This window comes from Mesorhizobium sp. RCAM 05104 (assembly GCF_059683645.1).
Map to the genome: position 1 here is coordinate 3434688 of NZ_CM185033.1, position 16555 is coordinate 3451242.

At 63.5% G+C, this 16555-nt stretch carries 22 protein-coding genes; 4 read left to right on the forward strand and 18 right to left on the reverse strand.

The features are described 5' to 3' along the window. Position 1: 1 nt before the first annotated feature. The 5 genes from AC56QP_RS16790 to gcvA all read right to left on the reverse strand — a co-directional run bounded on the left by AC56QP_RS16790 (position 2) and on the right by gcvA (position 5327). Positions 2-1000 (reverse strand): ABC transporter ATP-binding protein, encoded by a 999-nt coding sequence (locus tag AC56QP_RS16790; RefSeq protein WP_091583998.1) that lies wholly within the window; start codon positions 998-1000, stop codon positions 2-4. A gap of 51 nt (positions 1001-1051) precedes the next feature. After that, the gene (locus AC56QP_RS16795) at positions 1052-1876 is read right to left on the reverse strand and encodes a carbohydrate ABC transporter permease (protein WP_256752469.1); all 825 of its coding nucleotides are present in this window, start codon (positions 1874-1876) and stop codon (positions 1052-1054) included. 10 nt (positions 1877-1886) lie between these two features. After that, the gene (locus AC56QP_RS16800) at positions 1887-2759 is read right to left on the reverse strand and encodes a carbohydrate ABC transporter permease (protein WP_489858910.1); all 873 of its coding nucleotides are present in this window, start codon (positions 2757-2759) and stop codon (positions 1887-1889) included. Positions 2760-2881: 122 nt separating this feature from the next. Then, the gene (locus AC56QP_RS16805) at positions 2882-4192 is read right to left on the reverse strand and encodes an ABC transporter substrate-binding protein (protein ID WP_091584003.1); all 1311 of its coding nucleotides are present in this window, start codon (positions 4190-4192) and stop codon (positions 2882-2884) included. 229 nt (positions 4193-4421) lie between these two features. Beyond that, entirely contained in the window at positions 4422-5327 is a 906-nt protein-coding gene (gcvA, locus tag AC56QP_RS16810; protein ID WP_489858909.1) for a transcriptional regulator GcvA, read from the reverse strand. A gap of 110 nt (positions 5328-5437) precedes the next feature. On the opposite strand from gcvA, the gene AC56QP_RS16815 reads away from it, so the two are divergent. Next, a complete protein-coding gene (locus tag AC56QP_RS16815; RefSeq protein WP_489858908.1) occupies positions 5438-5623 on the forward strand; it encodes a hypothetical protein in 186 nt (61 codons plus the stop codon). A 67-nt stretch (positions 5624-5690) separates the two neighbouring features. Here AC56QP_RS16815 and AC56QP_RS16820 read toward each other — a convergent pair whose 3' ends face one another. Beyond that, positions 5691-6650, reverse strand: coding sequence for a sugar-binding transcriptional regulator (locus tag AC56QP_RS16820; protein WP_489858907.1), 960 nt, complete (start codon positions 6648-6650; stop codon positions 5691-5693). Between the two features lie 258 nt (positions 6651-6908). On the opposite strand from AC56QP_RS16820, the gene AC56QP_RS16825 reads away from it, so the two are divergent. Beyond that, a complete protein-coding gene (locus AC56QP_RS16825; RefSeq protein WP_489858906.1) occupies positions 6909-7541 on the forward strand; it encodes an HAD family hydrolase in 633 nt (210 codons plus the stop codon). A gap of 14 nt (positions 7542-7555) precedes the next feature. On the opposite strand, the gene AC56QP_RS16830 is transcribed toward AC56QP_RS16825, so the two are convergent. The 8 genes from AC56QP_RS16830 to ureC form a co-directional block, all read right to left on the reverse strand. Beyond that, positions 7556-8323, reverse strand: a complete 768-nt coding sequence (locus AC56QP_RS16830; RefSeq protein WP_091584011.1) for a class II aldolase and adducin N-terminal domain-containing protein — start codon at positions 8321-8323, stop codon at positions 7556-7558. A gap of 87 nt (positions 8324-8410) precedes the next feature. Beyond that, complete coding sequence (gene ureG, locus AC56QP_RS16835; RefSeq protein WP_489858905.1) at positions 8411-9052, reverse strand: urease accessory protein UreG; 642 nt, start codon at positions 9050-9052, stop codon at positions 8411-8413. Further along, complete coding sequence (locus AC56QP_RS16840) at positions 9049-9489, reverse strand: DUF3995 domain-containing protein (protein WP_489858904.1); 441 nt, start codon at positions 9487-9489, stop codon at positions 9049-9051. The genes ureG and AC56QP_RS16840 overlap by 4 nt, the downstream gene beginning before the upstream one ends. After that, positions 9486-10157 carry an urease accessory protein UreF gene (locus tag AC56QP_RS16845; RefSeq protein WP_489858903.1) on the reverse strand — a complete coding sequence of 224 codons (672 nt, stop codon included), beginning with the start codon at positions 10155-10157 and terminating at the stop codon, positions 9486-9488. Before AC56QP_RS16845 ends, AC56QP_RS16840 begins: the two co-directional genes overlap by 4 nt. Beyond that, complete coding sequence (gene ureE, locus AC56QP_RS16850) at positions 10150-10743, reverse strand: urease accessory protein UreE (protein WP_489858902.1); 594 nt, start codon at positions 10741-10743, stop codon at positions 10150-10152. The genes AC56QP_RS16845 and ureE overlap by 8 nt, the downstream gene beginning before the upstream one ends. After that, positions 10740-11345 carry a glutathione S-transferase family protein gene (locus tag AC56QP_RS16855; RefSeq protein WP_489858901.1) on the reverse strand — a complete coding sequence of 202 codons (606 nt, stop codon included), beginning with the start codon at positions 11343-11345 and terminating at the stop codon, positions 10740-10742. Before AC56QP_RS16855 ends, ureE begins: the two co-directional genes overlap by 4 nt. Before the next feature lie 57 nt (positions 11346-11402). After that, complete coding sequence (locus AC56QP_RS16860; RefSeq protein ID WP_489858900.1) at positions 11403-11996, reverse strand: hypothetical protein; 594 nt, start codon at positions 11994-11996, stop codon at positions 11403-11405. Between the two features lie 95 nt (positions 11997-12091). Continuing rightward, a complete protein-coding gene (gene ureC, locus AC56QP_RS16865; RefSeq protein ID WP_489858899.1) occupies positions 12092-13804 on the reverse strand; it encodes an urease subunit alpha in 1713 nt (570 codons plus the stop codon). Positions 13805-13970: 166 nt separating this feature from the next. Here ureC and AC56QP_RS16870 point away from each other — a divergent pair, with 166 nt between their 5' ends. Both AC56QP_RS16870 and AC56QP_RS16875 read left to right on the forward strand, forming a co-directional pair. After that, positions 13971-14345 carry a hypothetical protein gene (locus AC56QP_RS16870; protein ID WP_489858898.1) on the forward strand — a complete coding sequence of 125 codons (375 nt, stop codon included), beginning with the start codon at positions 13971-13973 and terminating at the stop codon, positions 14343-14345. 114 nt (positions 14346-14459) lie between these two features. Next, positions 14460-14954 (forward strand): hypothetical protein, encoded by a 495-nt coding sequence (locus AC56QP_RS16875; RefSeq protein ID WP_497100420.1) that lies wholly within the window; start codon positions 14460-14462, stop codon positions 14952-14954. 86 nt (positions 14955-15040) lie between these two features. On the opposite strand, the gene AC56QP_RS16880 is transcribed toward AC56QP_RS16875, so the two are convergent. The 4 genes from AC56QP_RS16880 to AC56QP_RS16895 are packed head-to-tail and all read right to left on the reverse strand — an operon-like array spanning position 15041 to position 16548. Further along, positions 15041-15346 (reverse strand): urease subunit beta, encoded by a 306-nt coding sequence (locus tag AC56QP_RS16880; RefSeq protein ID WP_489858897.1) that lies wholly within the window; start codon positions 15344-15346, stop codon positions 15041-15043. A gap of 8 nt (positions 15347-15354) precedes the next feature. Further along, positions 15355-15945 carry a HupE/UreJ family protein gene (locus AC56QP_RS16885; RefSeq protein ID WP_489858896.1) on the reverse strand — a complete coding sequence of 197 codons (591 nt, stop codon included), beginning with the start codon at positions 15943-15945 and terminating at the stop codon, positions 15355-15357. A 32-nt stretch (positions 15946-15977) separates the two neighbouring features. After that, complete coding sequence (locus tag AC56QP_RS16890; RefSeq protein WP_091584042.1) at positions 15978-16235, reverse strand: DUF1272 domain-containing protein; 258 nt, start codon at positions 16233-16235, stop codon at positions 15978-15980. Positions 16236-16245: 10 nt separating this feature from the next. Continuing rightward, positions 16246-16548: an urease subunit gamma gene (locus AC56QP_RS16895; protein ID WP_023693076.1), complete on the reverse strand. Its 303-nt coding sequence runs from the start codon at positions 16546-16548 to the stop codon at positions 16246-16248. Positions 16549-16555: the final 7 nt, after the last annotated feature.

Here is a 16555-nt window from a genome sequence, read left to right on the forward strand (position 1 = left end):
GTCACATCGCCTTTCCGTCGGCGCCGAAACGATGCAGCTTGGCCTTGTCGGGCGTCAGATAGATGGTGTCGCCGTGATGCACGGCCAGCTCGCCGTCGGCGCGCACCGTCAGCGGACCGACGCCATCGGCCTGGACGTGCAGGAAGGTGTCGGAGCCGAGATGCTCGGCAACGCCGACGGTCGCTTTCCATTCGCCAGCGGTGGTCGAGATCTCCATGTGCTCGGGACGGATGCCGATCGTCTTGGCGCCGTATTTGGCCGCCGGCGCGCCTTCGATCAGGTTCATCTTCGGCGAGCCGATGAAGCCGGCCACGAACAGGTTCTTCGGTGTCTTGTAGAGCTCCATCGGCGAGCCGACCTGCTCGATGTTGCCGGCGTTCAGCACGACGATCTTGTCGGCCATGGTCATGGCTTCGACCTGGTCGTGAGTGACGTAGATCATGGTGGTCTTGAGCTGATGGTGCAACTCGCTGATCTCCAGCCGCATCGTGCCGCGCAGCGCGGCGTCGAGGTTGGACAACGGTTCGTCGAACAGGAAGGCCGAGGGCTGGCGCACGATGGCGCGGCCGATGGCGACGCGCTGGCGCTGGCCGCCGGAGAGCTGGCCGGGCCGGCGTTCGAGATAGTTGGTCAGGTTCAGCACACGCGCCGCGTCCTTCACCTTCCTGTCGATGGTGGCCTGGTCCTCGCCCGCCATCTTCAGCGGGAAGGCGATGTTCTTGGCCACCGTCATATGCGGGTAGAGCGCGTAGGACTGGAACACCATGGCGAGCTTGCGCTTGGCCGGCGCTTCGCCAGTGACATCACGGCCGTCGATGTTGATGGTGCCGCCGCTGGTGTCCTCCAGCCCGGCGATCAGGCGCAGCAGCGTTGACTTGCCGCAACCCGACGGGCCGACGAAGACGACGAACTCGCCATTCTCGATCACCAGGTCGAGGCCGGGGATGATGGACGTCGCCCCGAAGGACTTGGAGACGTTCTTGAGCGTGATGTTTCCCATGGTTTCCTCCCCGAGGGGTTATTTTTCGTCGTTTGCTTCAGGCAACGTCCGTTACTTAACCGCACCAAATGTCAGGCCGCGCACCAGCTGCTTCTGGCTGAACCAGCCCATGATCAGGATCGGCGCGATCGCCAGGGTCGAAGCCGCCGAAAGCTTGGCCCAGAACAGGCCCTGCGGGCTGGAGAACGAGCTGATGAAGGCCGTCAGCGGCGCGGCTTCGGTGGTGGTCAGGCGGATCGTCCAGAATGCCTCGTTCCAGGCCAGGATGATGTTGAGCAGCATGGTCGAGGCAATGCCTGGCACCGCCATCGGTGTGAGCACATAGACGATCTCGTTCCACAGCGAAGCGCCGTCCATGCGCGCCGCCTCCAGGATCTCGCCAGGGATTTCGCGGAAGTAGGTGTAGAGCATCCAAACCACGATCGGCAGGTTGATCAGCATCAGCATGATCATCAGGCCGATACGGCTGTCGAGCAGGCCGGTGTCGCGGAAGATCAGGTAGATCGGGAACAGCACGGCGACCGCCGGCATCATCTTGGTGGACAGCATCCACATCAGGATGTCCTTGGTTCGCTTGGTCGGCGAGAAGGCCATCGACCATGCCGCCGGGATGGCGACCAGCAGGGCCAGGATGGTCGAGCCGACCGAGAGCAGCACCGAGTTGAAGAAGAATTTGAAGTAGCCGCTCTGCGCCTGCACCTCGGCGTAGCTCTCCATCGTCCCCGACGGGATGATGCTGAAGCCCTGGATGGCTTCCTGCTCCGATTTGAACGAGGTGATGATCGTATAGAGGATCGGGAAGAAGATCAGCAGGGCGACGATCCAGGCGGCCGCGGTCGCGATCGTCTTGTGCTGGGTGGTGACTGAGCGTGCCATCGTATCCTCCCTATTTGTCCAGGTTCTTGCCGACGGCGCGCATGGCGAAGAAGGCAACGATGTTGGCGAGAATGACGGCGATCACGCCGCCGGCGGATGCCTGGCCGATTTTGAATTCCAGCAAGGCCTTCTGGTAGACGAGGAAGGGCAGGTTGGTGGAGGCGTATCCTGGGCCGCCATTGGTGGTGACGAGGATCTCGGCATAGACGGAGAGCAGGAAGATCGTCTGGATCAGGATGACGACGGTGATGGCGCGCGACATATGCGGCAGCGTCAGATAGATGAAGCGGCTGATGAAGCCGGCGCCGTCCATCTCGGCGGCCTCCTTCTGTTCACCATCGAGCGATTGCAGCGCGGTCAAGAGGATCAGCGTCGCGAAAGGCAACCACTGCCAGGCGACGATGATGATGATCGCCAGCATCGGATGTTGCCCGAACCAGTCGATCGGCTGGGCTCCGAAGAAGCGCGCTATATCGGCGAACACGCCATATTGCGGGTGCATGATCATGTTCTTCCAGACCAACGCTGCCACCGGCGGCATGACGAAGAACGGTGAGATGACGAGAATGCGGACGATGCCTTGCCCCCACATCGGCTGATCGATCAGAAGCGCCAGCAGGATGCCGCCGATCACCGTGATCAGAAGCACGCTGACCACCAGCGTGAGCGTGTTGATGATCGATTGCAGGAAGGCCGGGTTTGAATAGAACAGCGCGTAGTTCGAGAAGCCAACGAAGCCGTCGTGGATCGGGTTGAGTGGGTTGTACTGCTGGAAGGAGAACCAGATGGTGATGACCAGCGGCACAATCATCCAGACGAACAGCAGCACCACGGATGGCGCCATCATGAAACGGGCAAGCGAACGGGTCTGCTGAGTAGCCATGACGGTCACCCTTCACTGGTCAGACTGAATTTTCAGAGGCATTGAGGGCGGCCGCCCGAACTGGGACTCGGGCGGCCGTTGCCGGCCAAGAAGGCGGCCGGCATTCGGCACCGGGAGGAGCCTTACTTGATATAACCGCCTTCGGTCATTGCCGCGGTGGCAGCGTCCTGGGCCTGCTTCAGCGCATCGTCGACGCTCGACTGGCCGGCAAGAGCCGCCGAGAAGAGCTGGCCGACTGTGGTGCCAAGACCCTGGAACTCAGGGATGGCGACGAACTGGACGCCGACATAAGGAACCGGCTTGACGGTCGGATGCGTCGGATCGGCGGCGTTGATGGAGTCCAGCGTCATCTTGGCGAACGGAGCCGCCTTCTGGTACTCGGCATTGGCGTAGAGCGAGGAGCGCGTGCCCGGAGGAACGTTGGCCCAGCCTTCCTTCGAAGCTACCAGTTCAGCGTAATGCTTGCTGGTCGCCCAGGAAACGAACTTCTCGGCGGCGTCAGCCTTCTGCGTGCCGGCGGGGATCGCCAGCGACCATGCCCACAGCCAGTTGCCGCGCTTGCCGAGACCATTGTCGGGTGCCAGGGCATAGCCGACCTTGTCGGCGACGGTCGAGTTCTTCGGGTCCGAAACGAAGGACGCCGCGACGGTGGCGTCGATCCACATGCCGCACTTGCCCTGCTGGAACAGCGCCAGGTTCTCGTTGAAGCCGTTGGAGGACGCGCCCTCGGGGCCGTCGGCCTTCATCAGGTCGACATAGAACTGAAGCGTGTTCTTCCATTCAGGCTGATCGAACTGCGGCTTCCAGTTCTCGTCGAACCAGCGGGCACCGAACGAGTTCGACATCGCCGTCAGGAAGGCCATGTTCTCGCCCCAGCCGGCCTTGCCGCGCAGGCACACGCCGTTCACGCCATTGGCGCGGTCGGTCATCTTGTCGGCGGCCTGCTTGATGAAGTCCCAGGTCGGCGCGTCGGGCATTTTCAGCCCGGCCTTGTCCATCAAGTCCTTGCGGTACATGACGAACGAGCTTTCGCCGTAGAAGGGCGCGGCATAGAGCTTGCCGTCGACCGAAAGACCGCCGGCGATGGCCGGGATGATGTCCTTGGCGTCATAGTCGTCGCCGAGCTTGTCGAGCGGCAACAGCCAGCTCTGCTTGGCCCAGATCGGAACCTCGTAGGTGCCGATGGTCATCACGTCATACTGGCCGCCCTTGGTGGCGATGTCGGTCGTGACGCGCTCGCGCAGCACGTTTTCCTCGAGCGTAACCCAGTTGAGCGTGATGTCCGGATTAGCCTTGGTGAAGTCGTCGGTCAGCTTCTGCATGCGGACCATATCGCCATTGTTGACGGTGGCGATGGTGATGGATTCGGCGTGTGCGGCGAAGGCAAGAGCGCTGGCCGACAACAAGCCCAGGGTGAGCGTGCGAAGTTTCATCAAATTCCTCCCATGAACCAAGATGAGCATTTGCCTTGGCTGTGAGCAATTACTCATTTAGTGTTAATTATGTCAAGCCGGATTCGATGCTGCAGCGCAGCACATCGGCGGCGGTGATGGGCAATGGACGCTCGGACGGTGCGAGGACGAGCCCTGCCCTTCGCCTTTGTCAGGTGGCGGGACAGGACGGCGTGCAGTATTGCGTGGGGGGTGCCGGAGGGCTTGCCTCTCAGCCGGCGATCTCGGCCAGCAGCCAGTCGCGAAAGGCACGGATCTTCGGCACGTTGCGGCGCGCCTCCGGGTAGACCAGCCAATAGGCGTGGCCGTCGTCACCGACCAGGTCGAAAGGCTGGATCAGGCGGCCGTCCGCCAGCTCCGCCTTGAACAGCGCCCTGGTCAGGATCGCCACGCCGTGACCGGCGATTGCCGCATTGGCCTCATAAGCCTGTGCCCCCATGCTGCTGCCGGGCCGACTGGCAAGGTCGTGCGAATGCACGCCGGCAGCCGAAAACCACTGCGCCCACCAGATGTCGCCGGGATCGAGGATCGGCAGCCGCAACAGGTCGGCCGGTTCCTTGACGCCGCCAATGCTCGCCGCGAGCCTGGGGCTCAGCATCGGCGTGAAATCGGCATCGAGCAGCTTGTGGGCTTCCAGCCCCGGCCATTTGCCGCCACCCGAACGGATGGCGAGGTCGACATCCTCGCGGGCGAAATCGGTCAGCCGGCTCGACGTTTCGAGCCGCACGGCAAGCGCCGGATGCGCGATCTGGAACGAGCCCAGGTGATGCGCCAGCCAGTTCGAGGCAAAGGTCAGCACCGTGGTGACGCACAACAAGCCATCCGCGCCGCCACGCGCCGCGGCATAGGCCTGGCCAAGAATGGCGAAGGCTTCGCTGACCGCCGGCGCCAGGCGCTGTCCGGCCTCGGTCAGCGCGATCTGGCGCGGCCGCCGCAGGAAAAGCGGTGCGCCGACCCGTTCCTCCAGCACCTTGATCTGATAGCTGACCGCCGCCTGCGTCATGGCAAGCTCCTCAGCGGCCTTGGTGAAGGAAAGATGCCGCGCCACCGCTTCGAACACCCGGATCGCCTGCAGCGGCGGGAGCTGCGAAACCTGTCGCGAGCCAAGGTCCGGCATAAAGCCTCCTTATGGGTCCTTATCGACGTTCGATTGGCAAAGGCGGCCGGCAAGACCGACATTCAGCATCAGCCCGTCGTTTGGGCGCAAGATAGCGAAGGTTGACGATCATGGCCATGGCGCAGCAAAAATGCACTCCCGCACCGGATCATCGCTGGATTTCGTGGCTCGCGGACGGATTCGGCTGGTTCGCGGTCAGAAAAAGAGCGCATCTCGATATCAGGGACCTCTCCCCACATCTGCAACGCGACCTCGGATTCCTCGATGGCAACGACCCTCTCGGGCCGGGCAAATAGCTTGACTGGCCTTATCCCAGATCGATCGCGGTGCCGTTGCAGTCCCGCAAGCAAAGGCGGTTCGGTGTCATCCGCCGGCCAGCAGGGCTTCCGCCGTCCGTTCATCGGTTATGAGCCCGTTGACCAACCGCCGGTTCACCGCCGCCAGGATACCCGGCAGCTTGCGCTCGCCCATGGCAAGTGCGATGACCAGCGATTTTTCGCGTGACGGCAGCGAAGCTGACGACACCCGGTCGTTGGTGATGCCTTCGATCATGCGGCCTTCGCGATCGAACACCCAGCCGACGATTTCGGCTATGCCGCCGGCCTTCTGCAGGGCCTTCAACTCACTTTCCGAAATGAAGCCGTCCTCGTAGAGCGGCGCCTTGGGGCCGAGGTCGCCAATGCCGATGAAGGTGACGTCGGCCTCGGCGGCCAGCGCCAGCGTCGGCTGGATCATCGGCTGGTTGAGCAGCATCTCGCGCTCCTCCGGCGAAGAGGCGATGACCGGCAGCGGCATCGGGAAGGATCGCGCCTTCACTCTGTCGGCCATGGTGAAGATGACGTTGTAGAAGGCGGCCGAACCGTCCGGCGAGATGTTGCCGGTCAAGGACACCACCTTGTGCTGCGGACAGTCCATCGGCGGCAGCTGCTCGATCGCCGCCTTCAGCGTGCGTCCGGTGCCGATCGCCATGACGATCGGGGTCGGCGAGCGCAGCCGCCGCTCGATCTCGGCGGCGGCCGCCTCGGCGATGCCGATGGTGGTGGAGGATGAGTTGGGATCGCTCGGCACCACCTCGACCAGATCGAGCGCGAAGCGCGATTTCAGCCGTGTCGCCAGATCAAGGCAGTTGGCGATCGGATGGTCGACGCGAACCTTGATCAGCCCTTCCGACACCGCCAGCGACACCAGCCGCTGTGCCGTCTGCCGTGAGATGCCGAGCGTGGCGGCAATCTGGTCCTGCGTGTTGCCGGCAACATAATAAAGCCAGCCGGCGCGCGCCGCGTCATCCAGCCTGTTGCTGCCGCCATCCTGCCGGGTACTCACGTCCTGCCTCCCGAAGCCGCCGGTCATCCGGGCGGTTCGCTGCTACTCTTACAGGGAAAAGCCTCCTGCGCAATTGTCAATCTCCAGGGCAATTGCTTGCGCCGGGGCATGCTCACGACGGAATTGTCATCCCTCGCTCATGTCGAGCGAGGGATGACTGGCGGTTTCGGCCCTGGAGAGACGACAAGGGATAGCTGGCCAGAAGGTTTATCTCCCGGCACAAACCCTTTAAGGGATCAGAAAAAGGGATTTTTCTGCATGACACCGAAAGCGGTTTTCTGGGATATGGATGGCACGCTGGTCGATAGCGAACCGCTGCACGAAGCCGCCCTGATGGCGGCGATGCGCAATGTCGGCCTCGTGCCGCCGCCCGACCTGCATGAGCGTGTGCTCGGTGTCGCCGCCTGGCCGGTCTACGAAATGATGCGCGACGAGTTCGGCCTGGATCTGCCCTTCGACGACTGGATCGTCCGCAAATACGAGCACTATCTGCCGCTTGTCGAGAGCCTGAAGCCACGCCCCGGCGCGATCGAGATCTTCAACGATTTGCGGGCAAGGGGCGTGGCGCAAGCCGTGGTCTCGAATTCGGACCGGATGATCGTCGACGCCAATTTGCGTGTGGTCAGCCTGACCTATCCCGGCATGAAGACGATCAGCCGCAACGATGTGCGCGAAGGCAAGCCGCACCCCGAACCGTTCCTGCGCGCCGCGTATCTCGCTGGCATCGATCCCGCGCAGGCCGTGGCGATCGACGACAGCTGGCCGGGCGCCATGGCCGGGCTGGCGGCGGGAATGAAGACGATCTTCTGGCCAGAAAAGCCGATGGATGGACCGCCCGGTGCTGTCGTTATCGACAGCGCCGAGGAATTGCGGAAAGAGCTCGGACTTTAGTTTCCAGAAGGCGATCAGTTCCGGTAGGCCGGTTCCTGCTCGTCGAGGATCGCCTTCAACTCGCTGAGATGGCGTTCGGCCTGGCCGGGATAGTCATCCATCTCGCTCGCCGCCTTTTCCGCGATCGCGTCCGAGAGCACGCGCAACGGCCGGCCGGTCCACAGCGCCTTGATATAGGTCTCGGCGGCACGCTCGAAATAGAACATGCGGTTGAAGGCATCGGCGACCGTATCGCCGATGACCAGCACGCCGTGATTGCCCATCACCATGACCTTGACCTTGGGATCGACGAGCAGCTGCGAGCAGCGTTCGCCCTCTTCCTCGAAGGCCAGTCCGCCATAGTGGCCGTCGACGACATGGCGATTGAAGAACATGGCTGAATTCTGGTCGACCGGCGGCAGGCGAGAATCGGCGAGCGACGCCAGAACCGTGGCATGGATTGAATGGACATGCATGACGCAGCGCGCGTGCCGCACATTGCGATGGATGGCGCCGTGCAGGCCCCACGCCGTAGGGTCGGGCGCGTTCGGGCCGGAGAGCGTATCGGGATCGTTGGCATCGATCAGCAGCAGGTCGCTCGCCTTGATGCGCGAGAAATGCACCTGGTTGGGATTCATCAGGAACTGCGTGCCGTCATCGTTGATGGCCAGCGAAAAATGGTTGGCCACCGCCTCGTGCATGTTGAGCCGCGCCGTCCAGCGAAAGGCGCAGGCGAGATCGACGCGCTCTTCGTAGAAAGGCAGATTGGTCAGCGTTTCTTTCTGCAGGCGGGCAATGCTCATCTTGAAATCTCCGATTTCAGCAAGAATGCCGCGACCTACGTCCGCCCGCAACGGATTTTGGTTGGTGCAGGAAGAAGCAGCTGTCTGTCAGGCTGCCGTGCTGACAGCGGTTCCGGCACGCAAGCCGCCATGCTCGACGATGAAATCGATGACCTCCTGCAGTCCCTTGCCGCGCGATAGATCGGTGAAACCGAACGGCCGCTTGCCGCGCATGCGGCCGGCATCGCTCTCCATGATTTCGAGATTGACGTTCACATAGGGCGCAAGATCGCTCTTGTTGATGATGAGGAAATCGGAGCGGGTGATCGCCGGCCCGCCTTTGCGCGGGATCTCCTCGCCCTGGCAGACCGAGATGACATAGAGCGTCAGGTCGGCAAGATCCGGCGAGAAGGTGGCGGCGAGGTTGTCGCCGCCGGATTCGATGAAGACGATGTCGAGATCCGGAAATTTCCGGTTCATTTCGGCGATCGCCTGCAGGTTGATCGAGGCATCCTCGCGGATGGCGGTGTGCGGGCAGCCGCCGGTCTCGACACCCATGATGCGATCCTCGGGCAGCGCCTGCAGCCGGGCCAGCATCATGGCGTCTTCCTTGGTGTAGATGTCGTTGGTGACGACGGCGATCGAGAATTCGTCGCGCAGCGCCTTGCACAGTTTTTCGGTCAGCGTCGTCTTGCCCGAACCGACCGGACCGCCAATGCCGACGCGCAGCGGGCCATTTTTCTGTGTCATGCGGGAAACTCCGTGATGGCAAGGACTGCGAAACCGAGCCCGATCAGCAGGCACAGCGGCGAATAATAGCGGACATCGAGCCGCGCGAAAGGCTGCTCGGGCGCCAGTCGCCGCCACCATGGCGTGAAGCCGGCGATGCCGCGTCCCAGGAAAACCAGGCCGATGAGCAGCGCGGTGGCGGCGAGGCCTTGCCTGGGGAAGGGTGAGGCAAAGACGCCCTCGAGCGCCAGCGGCCACAGCGTCGCCAGGCCCAGACACGCGGCAACGGCGAAACTGGCGAACGGCGTCGGCATGTCATCGACGCCGCGAAAGCCGACGACGGCATGGGCGCAGGATGCCGCATCCTTGCCCGGCCAGATGCCGCCAATGCCCCAATAGACATGCAGCACGGTGATCAGCAGCAGAACAAAGGACAGCACGAAGGCAAGGACGATCATGAGCGGAACAATCGCGAATACTGGGTTTCGTGCTTCATCGCCATGACATCGGAGACGAAAGCGCAGCCACCCAGATCGTCAAGTGACGAGCGCGCAGCGCGGGCAGCGGTCGCCAAGGCCAAAGGCTCGAAGCCGGCAAGCAACGCGGTGGCCGCGCTTTGGCCGACGATGCCGAGCCTGATCGCGGCCTGGACGAGATTGGAGAAGAAGGCTTGCAGGAAGGCGGAAAGCGCGTCCTGAAGAGCGATGCCATTGCCGCCGGCAACAGCGCCGACGGCGACACAATAGGCGCATTCGGCCGGCAAGCGTTCCAGCACGGGGTTGGGCCAGGCCGAAGCCGCTTTCAGGAAGGCGGCGCCCTGCAGCATGGTCTCGGTGTGGCGTTCGCGCGAGCCGGCCAGAGCCTCGGCCAGCGCGGCAATCTCGTCGATATCCCCGGCGTGGCGCGCACGACGCCAGCTCTCGGCGAACAGCACGGCATCGTTCCAGCCCGAGCCCATCTCGACCAGCGTTTCCAGCCAGCCGGCGAGGCTGCCGGCATCGGCAACCAGCCCATCGTGCACCGCGCGCTCGAGGCCGTGGCTGTAGGAAAAGCCTCCGACCGGAAAGGCCGGCGACAGCCACGCCATCAACCGCAGCAGGGCGATGTTCGACGGCTGGTCAGTCATGGTCGTGGTGGTGGCCGGCGTGGCTGTGCGAATGGGAGTGCGATTCGCCATGGCCATGGCTGTGCGCTTCGGCGTGGCTGTGTGCATGCGCCTCTGCATGACCATGGCCATGATCGTGCCCGCCGGAATAGGCACCGCGCACCGGCTTGAACGGTTCGGAGACATCGCGCACCGTGGCACCCAGCCCCTCCAGCATCGCCTTGATGACATGGTCGCGCAGGATGAGGATGCGCCCGGCCTCGATGCTTGCCGCGAGATGGCGGTTGCCGATATGCCAGGCGAGCTCGCTCAGATGCACAGCATCGCGGGCACGGATGTCATAGACGTCTTCCGGCGCGGCGATGATCTCGATATGGCGACCATCCTCCAGCACCAGACGGTCGCCATCGTTCAACGCGACAGGCTCTGGCAGGTCGACCAGCACCTTGCTGCCGTCGGCAAGTTCGATGGCCCGGCGGCGCAGATGTCGCTCATCATGGGCGAGAACGGCACGACCGGATGGCGCGGTGGTTCCCGTGCCGCCGGCGGGCAGCACCGAGACAGCACGCGGGAATTTGGTGAAGTCGGTGTTGAGATTGAGCTTCATTTTATGGAGCCTCCATTGGCCTGCGCCCGCGCCCGCGCGGGCCGCGCCAGCACCCGGTCGAAATAGCCGTTGACGCGCTCGGACTCGATCGGAAATTTTCCGGCGCGAGCCCAGCCGCCCATGTCGCCGAGCAACACGTCGACGGCGGAAAACCGGTCACCCAGCGCAAAGGGCTTGTCGCCAAGCCGACGGTCCAGTGCCTTGACCTCCGTGGCAAAGTCGTGAGCCGCGGCGGGGCCGACATCGACCCGCACATCCTTCGGCAGCAGGAACCGGTGGCGCAATTTGTTCCACAGCGGCGCTTCGAATTCCGATTGGGCAAAATGCATCCAGGAATCCATCTCGGCGCGGCCGGCAACGCCCGGGTTTGCACCCATTCCCTTGTCCGCGTGCTTGTCGGCCAGATAGACGCAGATCGCCGCCGAATCCGTTACCGTGAGGTCGCCATCGATCAGGATCGGCACCTTGCCCGACGGGTTCAACGCATAGGCTTCCGGCGAACGCAATTTGACCTCGAGGAATTCATGGGGCTGCCCGAGTTCCTCGAGCATCCAGAGAACGCGGCTGACCCGGGACCCACGCGATCCGACGGCCTTGTACATTGTTGAACCCTGCTTTCTCAGAAGCCTAGACCATGCCAGCGGTCCACCCAATGCCGCTCAAACGATCGTGTCGAAGAGCCGCAGGATGAACGATATCTGATAGACGAGCGCGGCCGCGACAAAGGCGATGTGGAAGCGGCGGTCGCGCACCAGGATCGCGACGATACAGAGCGCGACGAAGACCGGCGTGCGGAACAGGTACTCGCTGCCGAAGCGGGCGAAATGCTCCGGCCCCTTCAAGAGCGTATCGATGACGTCGAGCAGATAGGTCGCTGCCAAAAGGCCGAAGAACCAGCCTCGGCGCGAATAGAAGAAATCCTCGTAGCTGGTGTAGTCCAGCATTGAATCCGGAAACAGCAGCGCGCAAAGCAGGAACAACGTGATCGCGTAGAAGATGATGAACAGGTACTTGCCGAAGGTCCAGTTCTCGATGGCGTAGAGGCCGAACTCCCACCACCAGAAATGCACCAGCATCAGAAGCACCGAGGCGACCCAGGCCAGATGCACGGGGTAGAGCTTGTACTGGCCGGGGTGCTGGACGATGCGCGCCAGTCCCGACAAAAGGCGGGTGACGCCGAGCCCGATCACCATGCCCATGACGATGCGGATATGCGGGAAAACGTCGTGGGCAGAGGCGATTTCGGTGGCCATGGCTAGTCATGCGATTTCGTTGAGCCGCATATTGCGGCGTCCGGTCACCAGCCGCAACGGATTTTGCACCAGCCGGCCCGGTCACCGATTTCGCGTCAAAACAGAAAGTATCGTTGCGCCATCGGCAGCACTGTTGCCGGTTCGCAGGTCAGCAATTCGCCGTCGGCGCGGACCTCGTAGGTCTCGGGATCGACCGCGACATGCGGCGTGGCGTCGTTGAGCACCATCGAATGCTTGCCGATGCCGCCACGCGTGTTTTCCACGGCGACGAACTGCTTGTCGACGCCGAGCCTGCCATGCAGGCCTGACTCGAGCGCGGCTTTCGAGACGAAGGTCACCGACGAGTTGGTCCTTGCCTTGCCATAGGCGCCGAACATCGGCCGGTAGTGCATTGGCTGCGGCGTCGGGATTGAGGCGTTGGGGTCGCCCATCGGCGCGGCGGCGATCATGCCGCCGATCAGCACCATGTCCGGCTTGACGCCGAAGAAGGCCGGGTTCCACAGCACCAGGTCGGCGCGCTTTCCGACCGCGACCGAGCCGATGTGCTTCGACAGCCCGTGCGCGATGGCCGGATTGATCGTGTATTTGGCGATGTAGCGGCGGACGCGGAAATTGTCGTTGTTGCCGGTTTCCTGCGGCAGCGAGCCACGCTGGCGCTTCATCTTGTCGGCGGTCTGCCAGGTGCGGATCGCGACTTCGCCGACGCGACCCATGGCCTGGCTGTCCGAGGAGATGATCGAGAACGCGCCGATATCGTGCAGGATGTCTTCCGCCGCGATGGTCTCCTTGCGGATGCGGCTTTCGGCAAAGGCGATGTCCTCGGGGATCGACGGCGACAAGTGATGGCAGACCATCAGCATGTCGAGATGCTCGGCCAGCGTGTTGACCGTGTAGGGCCTTGTCGGATTGGTCGAGGACGGGATGACGTTGGGCAAGCCGCAGACCTTGATGATATCGGGCGCGTGGCCGCCGCCGGCGCCTTCGGTGTGGAAGGCATGGATGGTGCGGCCCTTGATCGCAGCCACCGTGTTCTCGACAAAGCCGGACTCGTTGAGCGTGTCGGTGTGGATCATCACCTGCACGTCGTAGTCGTCGGCGACCGACAGGCAGCAGTCGATCGCCGCCGGCGTCGTGCCCCAGTCCTCGTGCAGCTTCAGCGAACAGGCGCCGCCCAGCACCATTTCCTCGAGCGCCGCGGGCAATGACGCATTGCCCTTGCCCGACAGGCCGATGTTCATCGGAAAGGCGTCGAACGACTGGATCATGCGGGCCATGTGCCACGGCCCCGGCGTGCAGGTCGTTGCCAGCGTGCCGTGCGCCGGGCCGGTGCCGCCGCCCAGCATGGTGGTGATGCCGCTCATCAGCGCTTCCTCGATCTGCTGCGGGCAGATGAAATGGATGTGCGCGTCGAAGCCGCCGGCGGTCAGGATCTTGCCTTCGCCGGCGATGATCTCGGTGCCGGGGCCGATGATGATGGTGACGCCATCCTGCGTGTCCGGATTGCCGGCCTTGCCGACGGCGGCGATGCGGCCGTCGCTCAGGCCGATATCGGCCTTGAAGATGCCGGCGCTGGCATCGACCACCAGCGCGTTGGTGATGACGGTGTCGACGGCGCCCTGTGCCCGCGACACCTGGCTCTGGCCCATGCCGTCGCGGATGACCTTGCCGCCGCCGAACTTCACCTCCTCGCCATGGATGGTGAAATCCTTCTCGACCTCGATGAACAGCTCGGTGTCGGCGAGCCGCACCCTGTCGCCGACAGTCGGACCATACATCTGCGCGTAGGCGGCGCGGGTGATTCTAGCCATCAGCAATTGCTCCCGAAAACGCTTTGGCCGCAGCCGAACTCCATGGCGTCGCCATCCTATGGTCATGCAATGACCCGCTGGGCGACACCTTCTGATCCCATTTCCCGGTTGAGGTGGGCCGGCCACCCCAAAACGACCATTTGTCAATCGTTGGAAAGGAAAATCCATGCGCAAGATGATACTTCTCGCGGCGGCCAGCCTGATGCTGGCGAGCGCCGCCAGTGCCCAGCAGCAGCCCACGCCGGCTCAAACGCCAGCCGCGCCCACGCCAGCAGCACCCGGTGCGCCGGCGGCCGCGCCGACGATCCAGAGCGTCAACATCGTCGACATCAAGGAATTGCCCGAAGCCACGCAGACGCAAGTCAACCAGGTGATCGCCAAGCGTGGCGACGCCGGCCTGCAGAAACTGCGCAGTTCGATCGACTCCACGCCGGAGGTCAAGTCGGCGCTCGAAGCCAAGGGGCTTACCTCGGCGCAAGTGATCGCGGCCAGCATGCAGCCCAACGGCGCGCTGACCCTGATCACCAAGAAGGCGAGCTGAGGACGCGGAGCGGCGGGCCAAATTCCGGCCCGCCGCCCACACCGGCAAGGGAACCGTGGCAGGGCTGGAGTCGTTTCGTTTCCTGAGTGCTGAAACAAATCTCGAAAGCGAGCGATGTCCATCACCACCTTGCCCAGCGCCCGATGGCTGCATGCCGTCGCGGCGACTGCGTTTCTGGCAGTGAGCGTCCCCCACGCCGCGCTGAATGCGCAGGGCCTTGAAAGCCCGGAGACCGTCAACCGTATCATCGGCTCGGAGGTCAGGCAGGAAGAGGCCAAGGCCAACGCCGAAGCTGGGAACGTCAACACGGCGATAGAGCGGACGCGTGAAAACATCGGCACGGTGCGCAAGACTTCCAAGCTCGACAAGGTCGATATCGTGTTCCTCACCGACGCCGAGCGCAGCGAAGGTGGCCCCCCGCCGGTTATCGAGAGCAAGGTAAAGCAGCATCAGGACGACATTGCTGAACTGCGCAAGGAGATCGAGGCCAACGCCCTGCTGTTCAACGCCATCGAGTCGCGGCGCGTGCTTGCCGAGGATGTTCTCGCCGTCGAATTCGACGATCCAGGAAAGATCGTCATCTATGCCGCGGCCAAGCCGTCGAACTGAGTCGAAAGCGTCACTTGTTTTTATGCATGTCGGTGCCCCAACACCGCTCGACACTTTTGGGCGACGCGCATAAGACGCCATCGATCTCACAGCTTCCCCATCACCTTCTGCTGAAATCCGTAGACCTCGCGCTTGCCGCCCAAGGGCACCAGCGTGACGTCGCGCTCCTGGCCGGGCTCGAAGCGCATGGCGGTGCCGGCGGCGATGTCGAGGCGCATGCCGCGTGCCTTGTCACGATCGAACTTCAGCCCCTCATTGGTCTCGAAGAAATGGTAGTGGCTGCCGACCTGGATCGGCCGGTCGCCGCTGTTTGCCACTTTCAGGGTGACGGTCGGCAGGCCCTTGTTGAGCTCGATGTCGCCGCTTGCGGTGATGACTTCGCCCGGGATCATCGCGCCCCTCACAGAACGCCGAAGACGAGACCGGCACCGACCGCCGCGCAGGCCGCACCCGCGGCGCGGGCCAGACCACGGAACCTGATGCCGAGGCCAAGGCCTGCAGCGATGCCGATGGCGTGCAGGAACGCGGTGGCAATGGCAAAGCCGGCCATGTATTCAAGCCCGCCGGCGTTTTCCGGCACTTCGGTGCCATGGGCATGGCCATGGAACAGGGCGAACAGGCCGATGATGGCGACCCCGGCCGAAACCGGCAGATCGACCGCCAGCGCCACCAGCAACCCGAGCGCCACGACCGAGGCCAGGATGGCCGGTTCGACGAAGGGCAGCGGCATGTGCAGCATGCCGAGCGCGCCGCCGGCCACCATGACGCCGACAAAGGCCGCCGGCCATGCCCAGATTGCCTTGCCCCCCTTGAGCGCCGCCCACAGACCGACCGCGATCATGACAGTCATATGGTCGAGGCCGGAGAGCGGATGCATGAAGCCGGCCGTGGAGGAGGAGGTCGTGCCGCCGCCGCCGATATGGGCATAGGCCGGCATGGAAGCGGCCAGCAGCAGGATCGCCGAGAGGCACAGGCGTTTGGCTGACATCATCGATTTGCCTTCCGTTTGAAGTGTCGTTGTGCTCACGCGGCCTTGCGGGCCGGGCCGCAGCCCTCGGCCTTGAGAACGCGTTTGGTCGAAGCCGGATACTTTTTCAGCATCGCTGCCGGGCGGATCGGCCGGGCTGAAAAATTGCCGCCGCAATTGGGGCAGACACCGTCCAGCACGTTTTCGGCGCAATCGGCGCAAAAGGTGCATTCGAAGGTGCAGATCACCGCATCCGCCGCCTCCGGCGGCAGGTCCTTGTCGCAGCATTCGCAATTGGGGCGCAGTTCAAGCATTTTTCTCTCCTCACCGGATAGGCTCGTGCACGGTCACCAGCTTGGTGCCGTCGGGGAACGTCGCTTCCACCTGCACGTCATGGATCATCTCGGCGATGCCTTCCATTACTTGCGCGCGGGTGACGACATGGGCGCCGGCCTCCATCAGTTCGGCGACCGGTCGGCCGTCGCGGGCGCCCTCTACGACGAAGTCGGTGATCAGCGCGATCGCTTCCGGATGATTGAGCTTGACGCCGCGTTCGAGCCGTTTGCGCGCCACGATCGCCGCCATGGCGATCAGCAGCTTGTCCTTTTCCCTCGGCGTCAGGTTCATGCGTTTT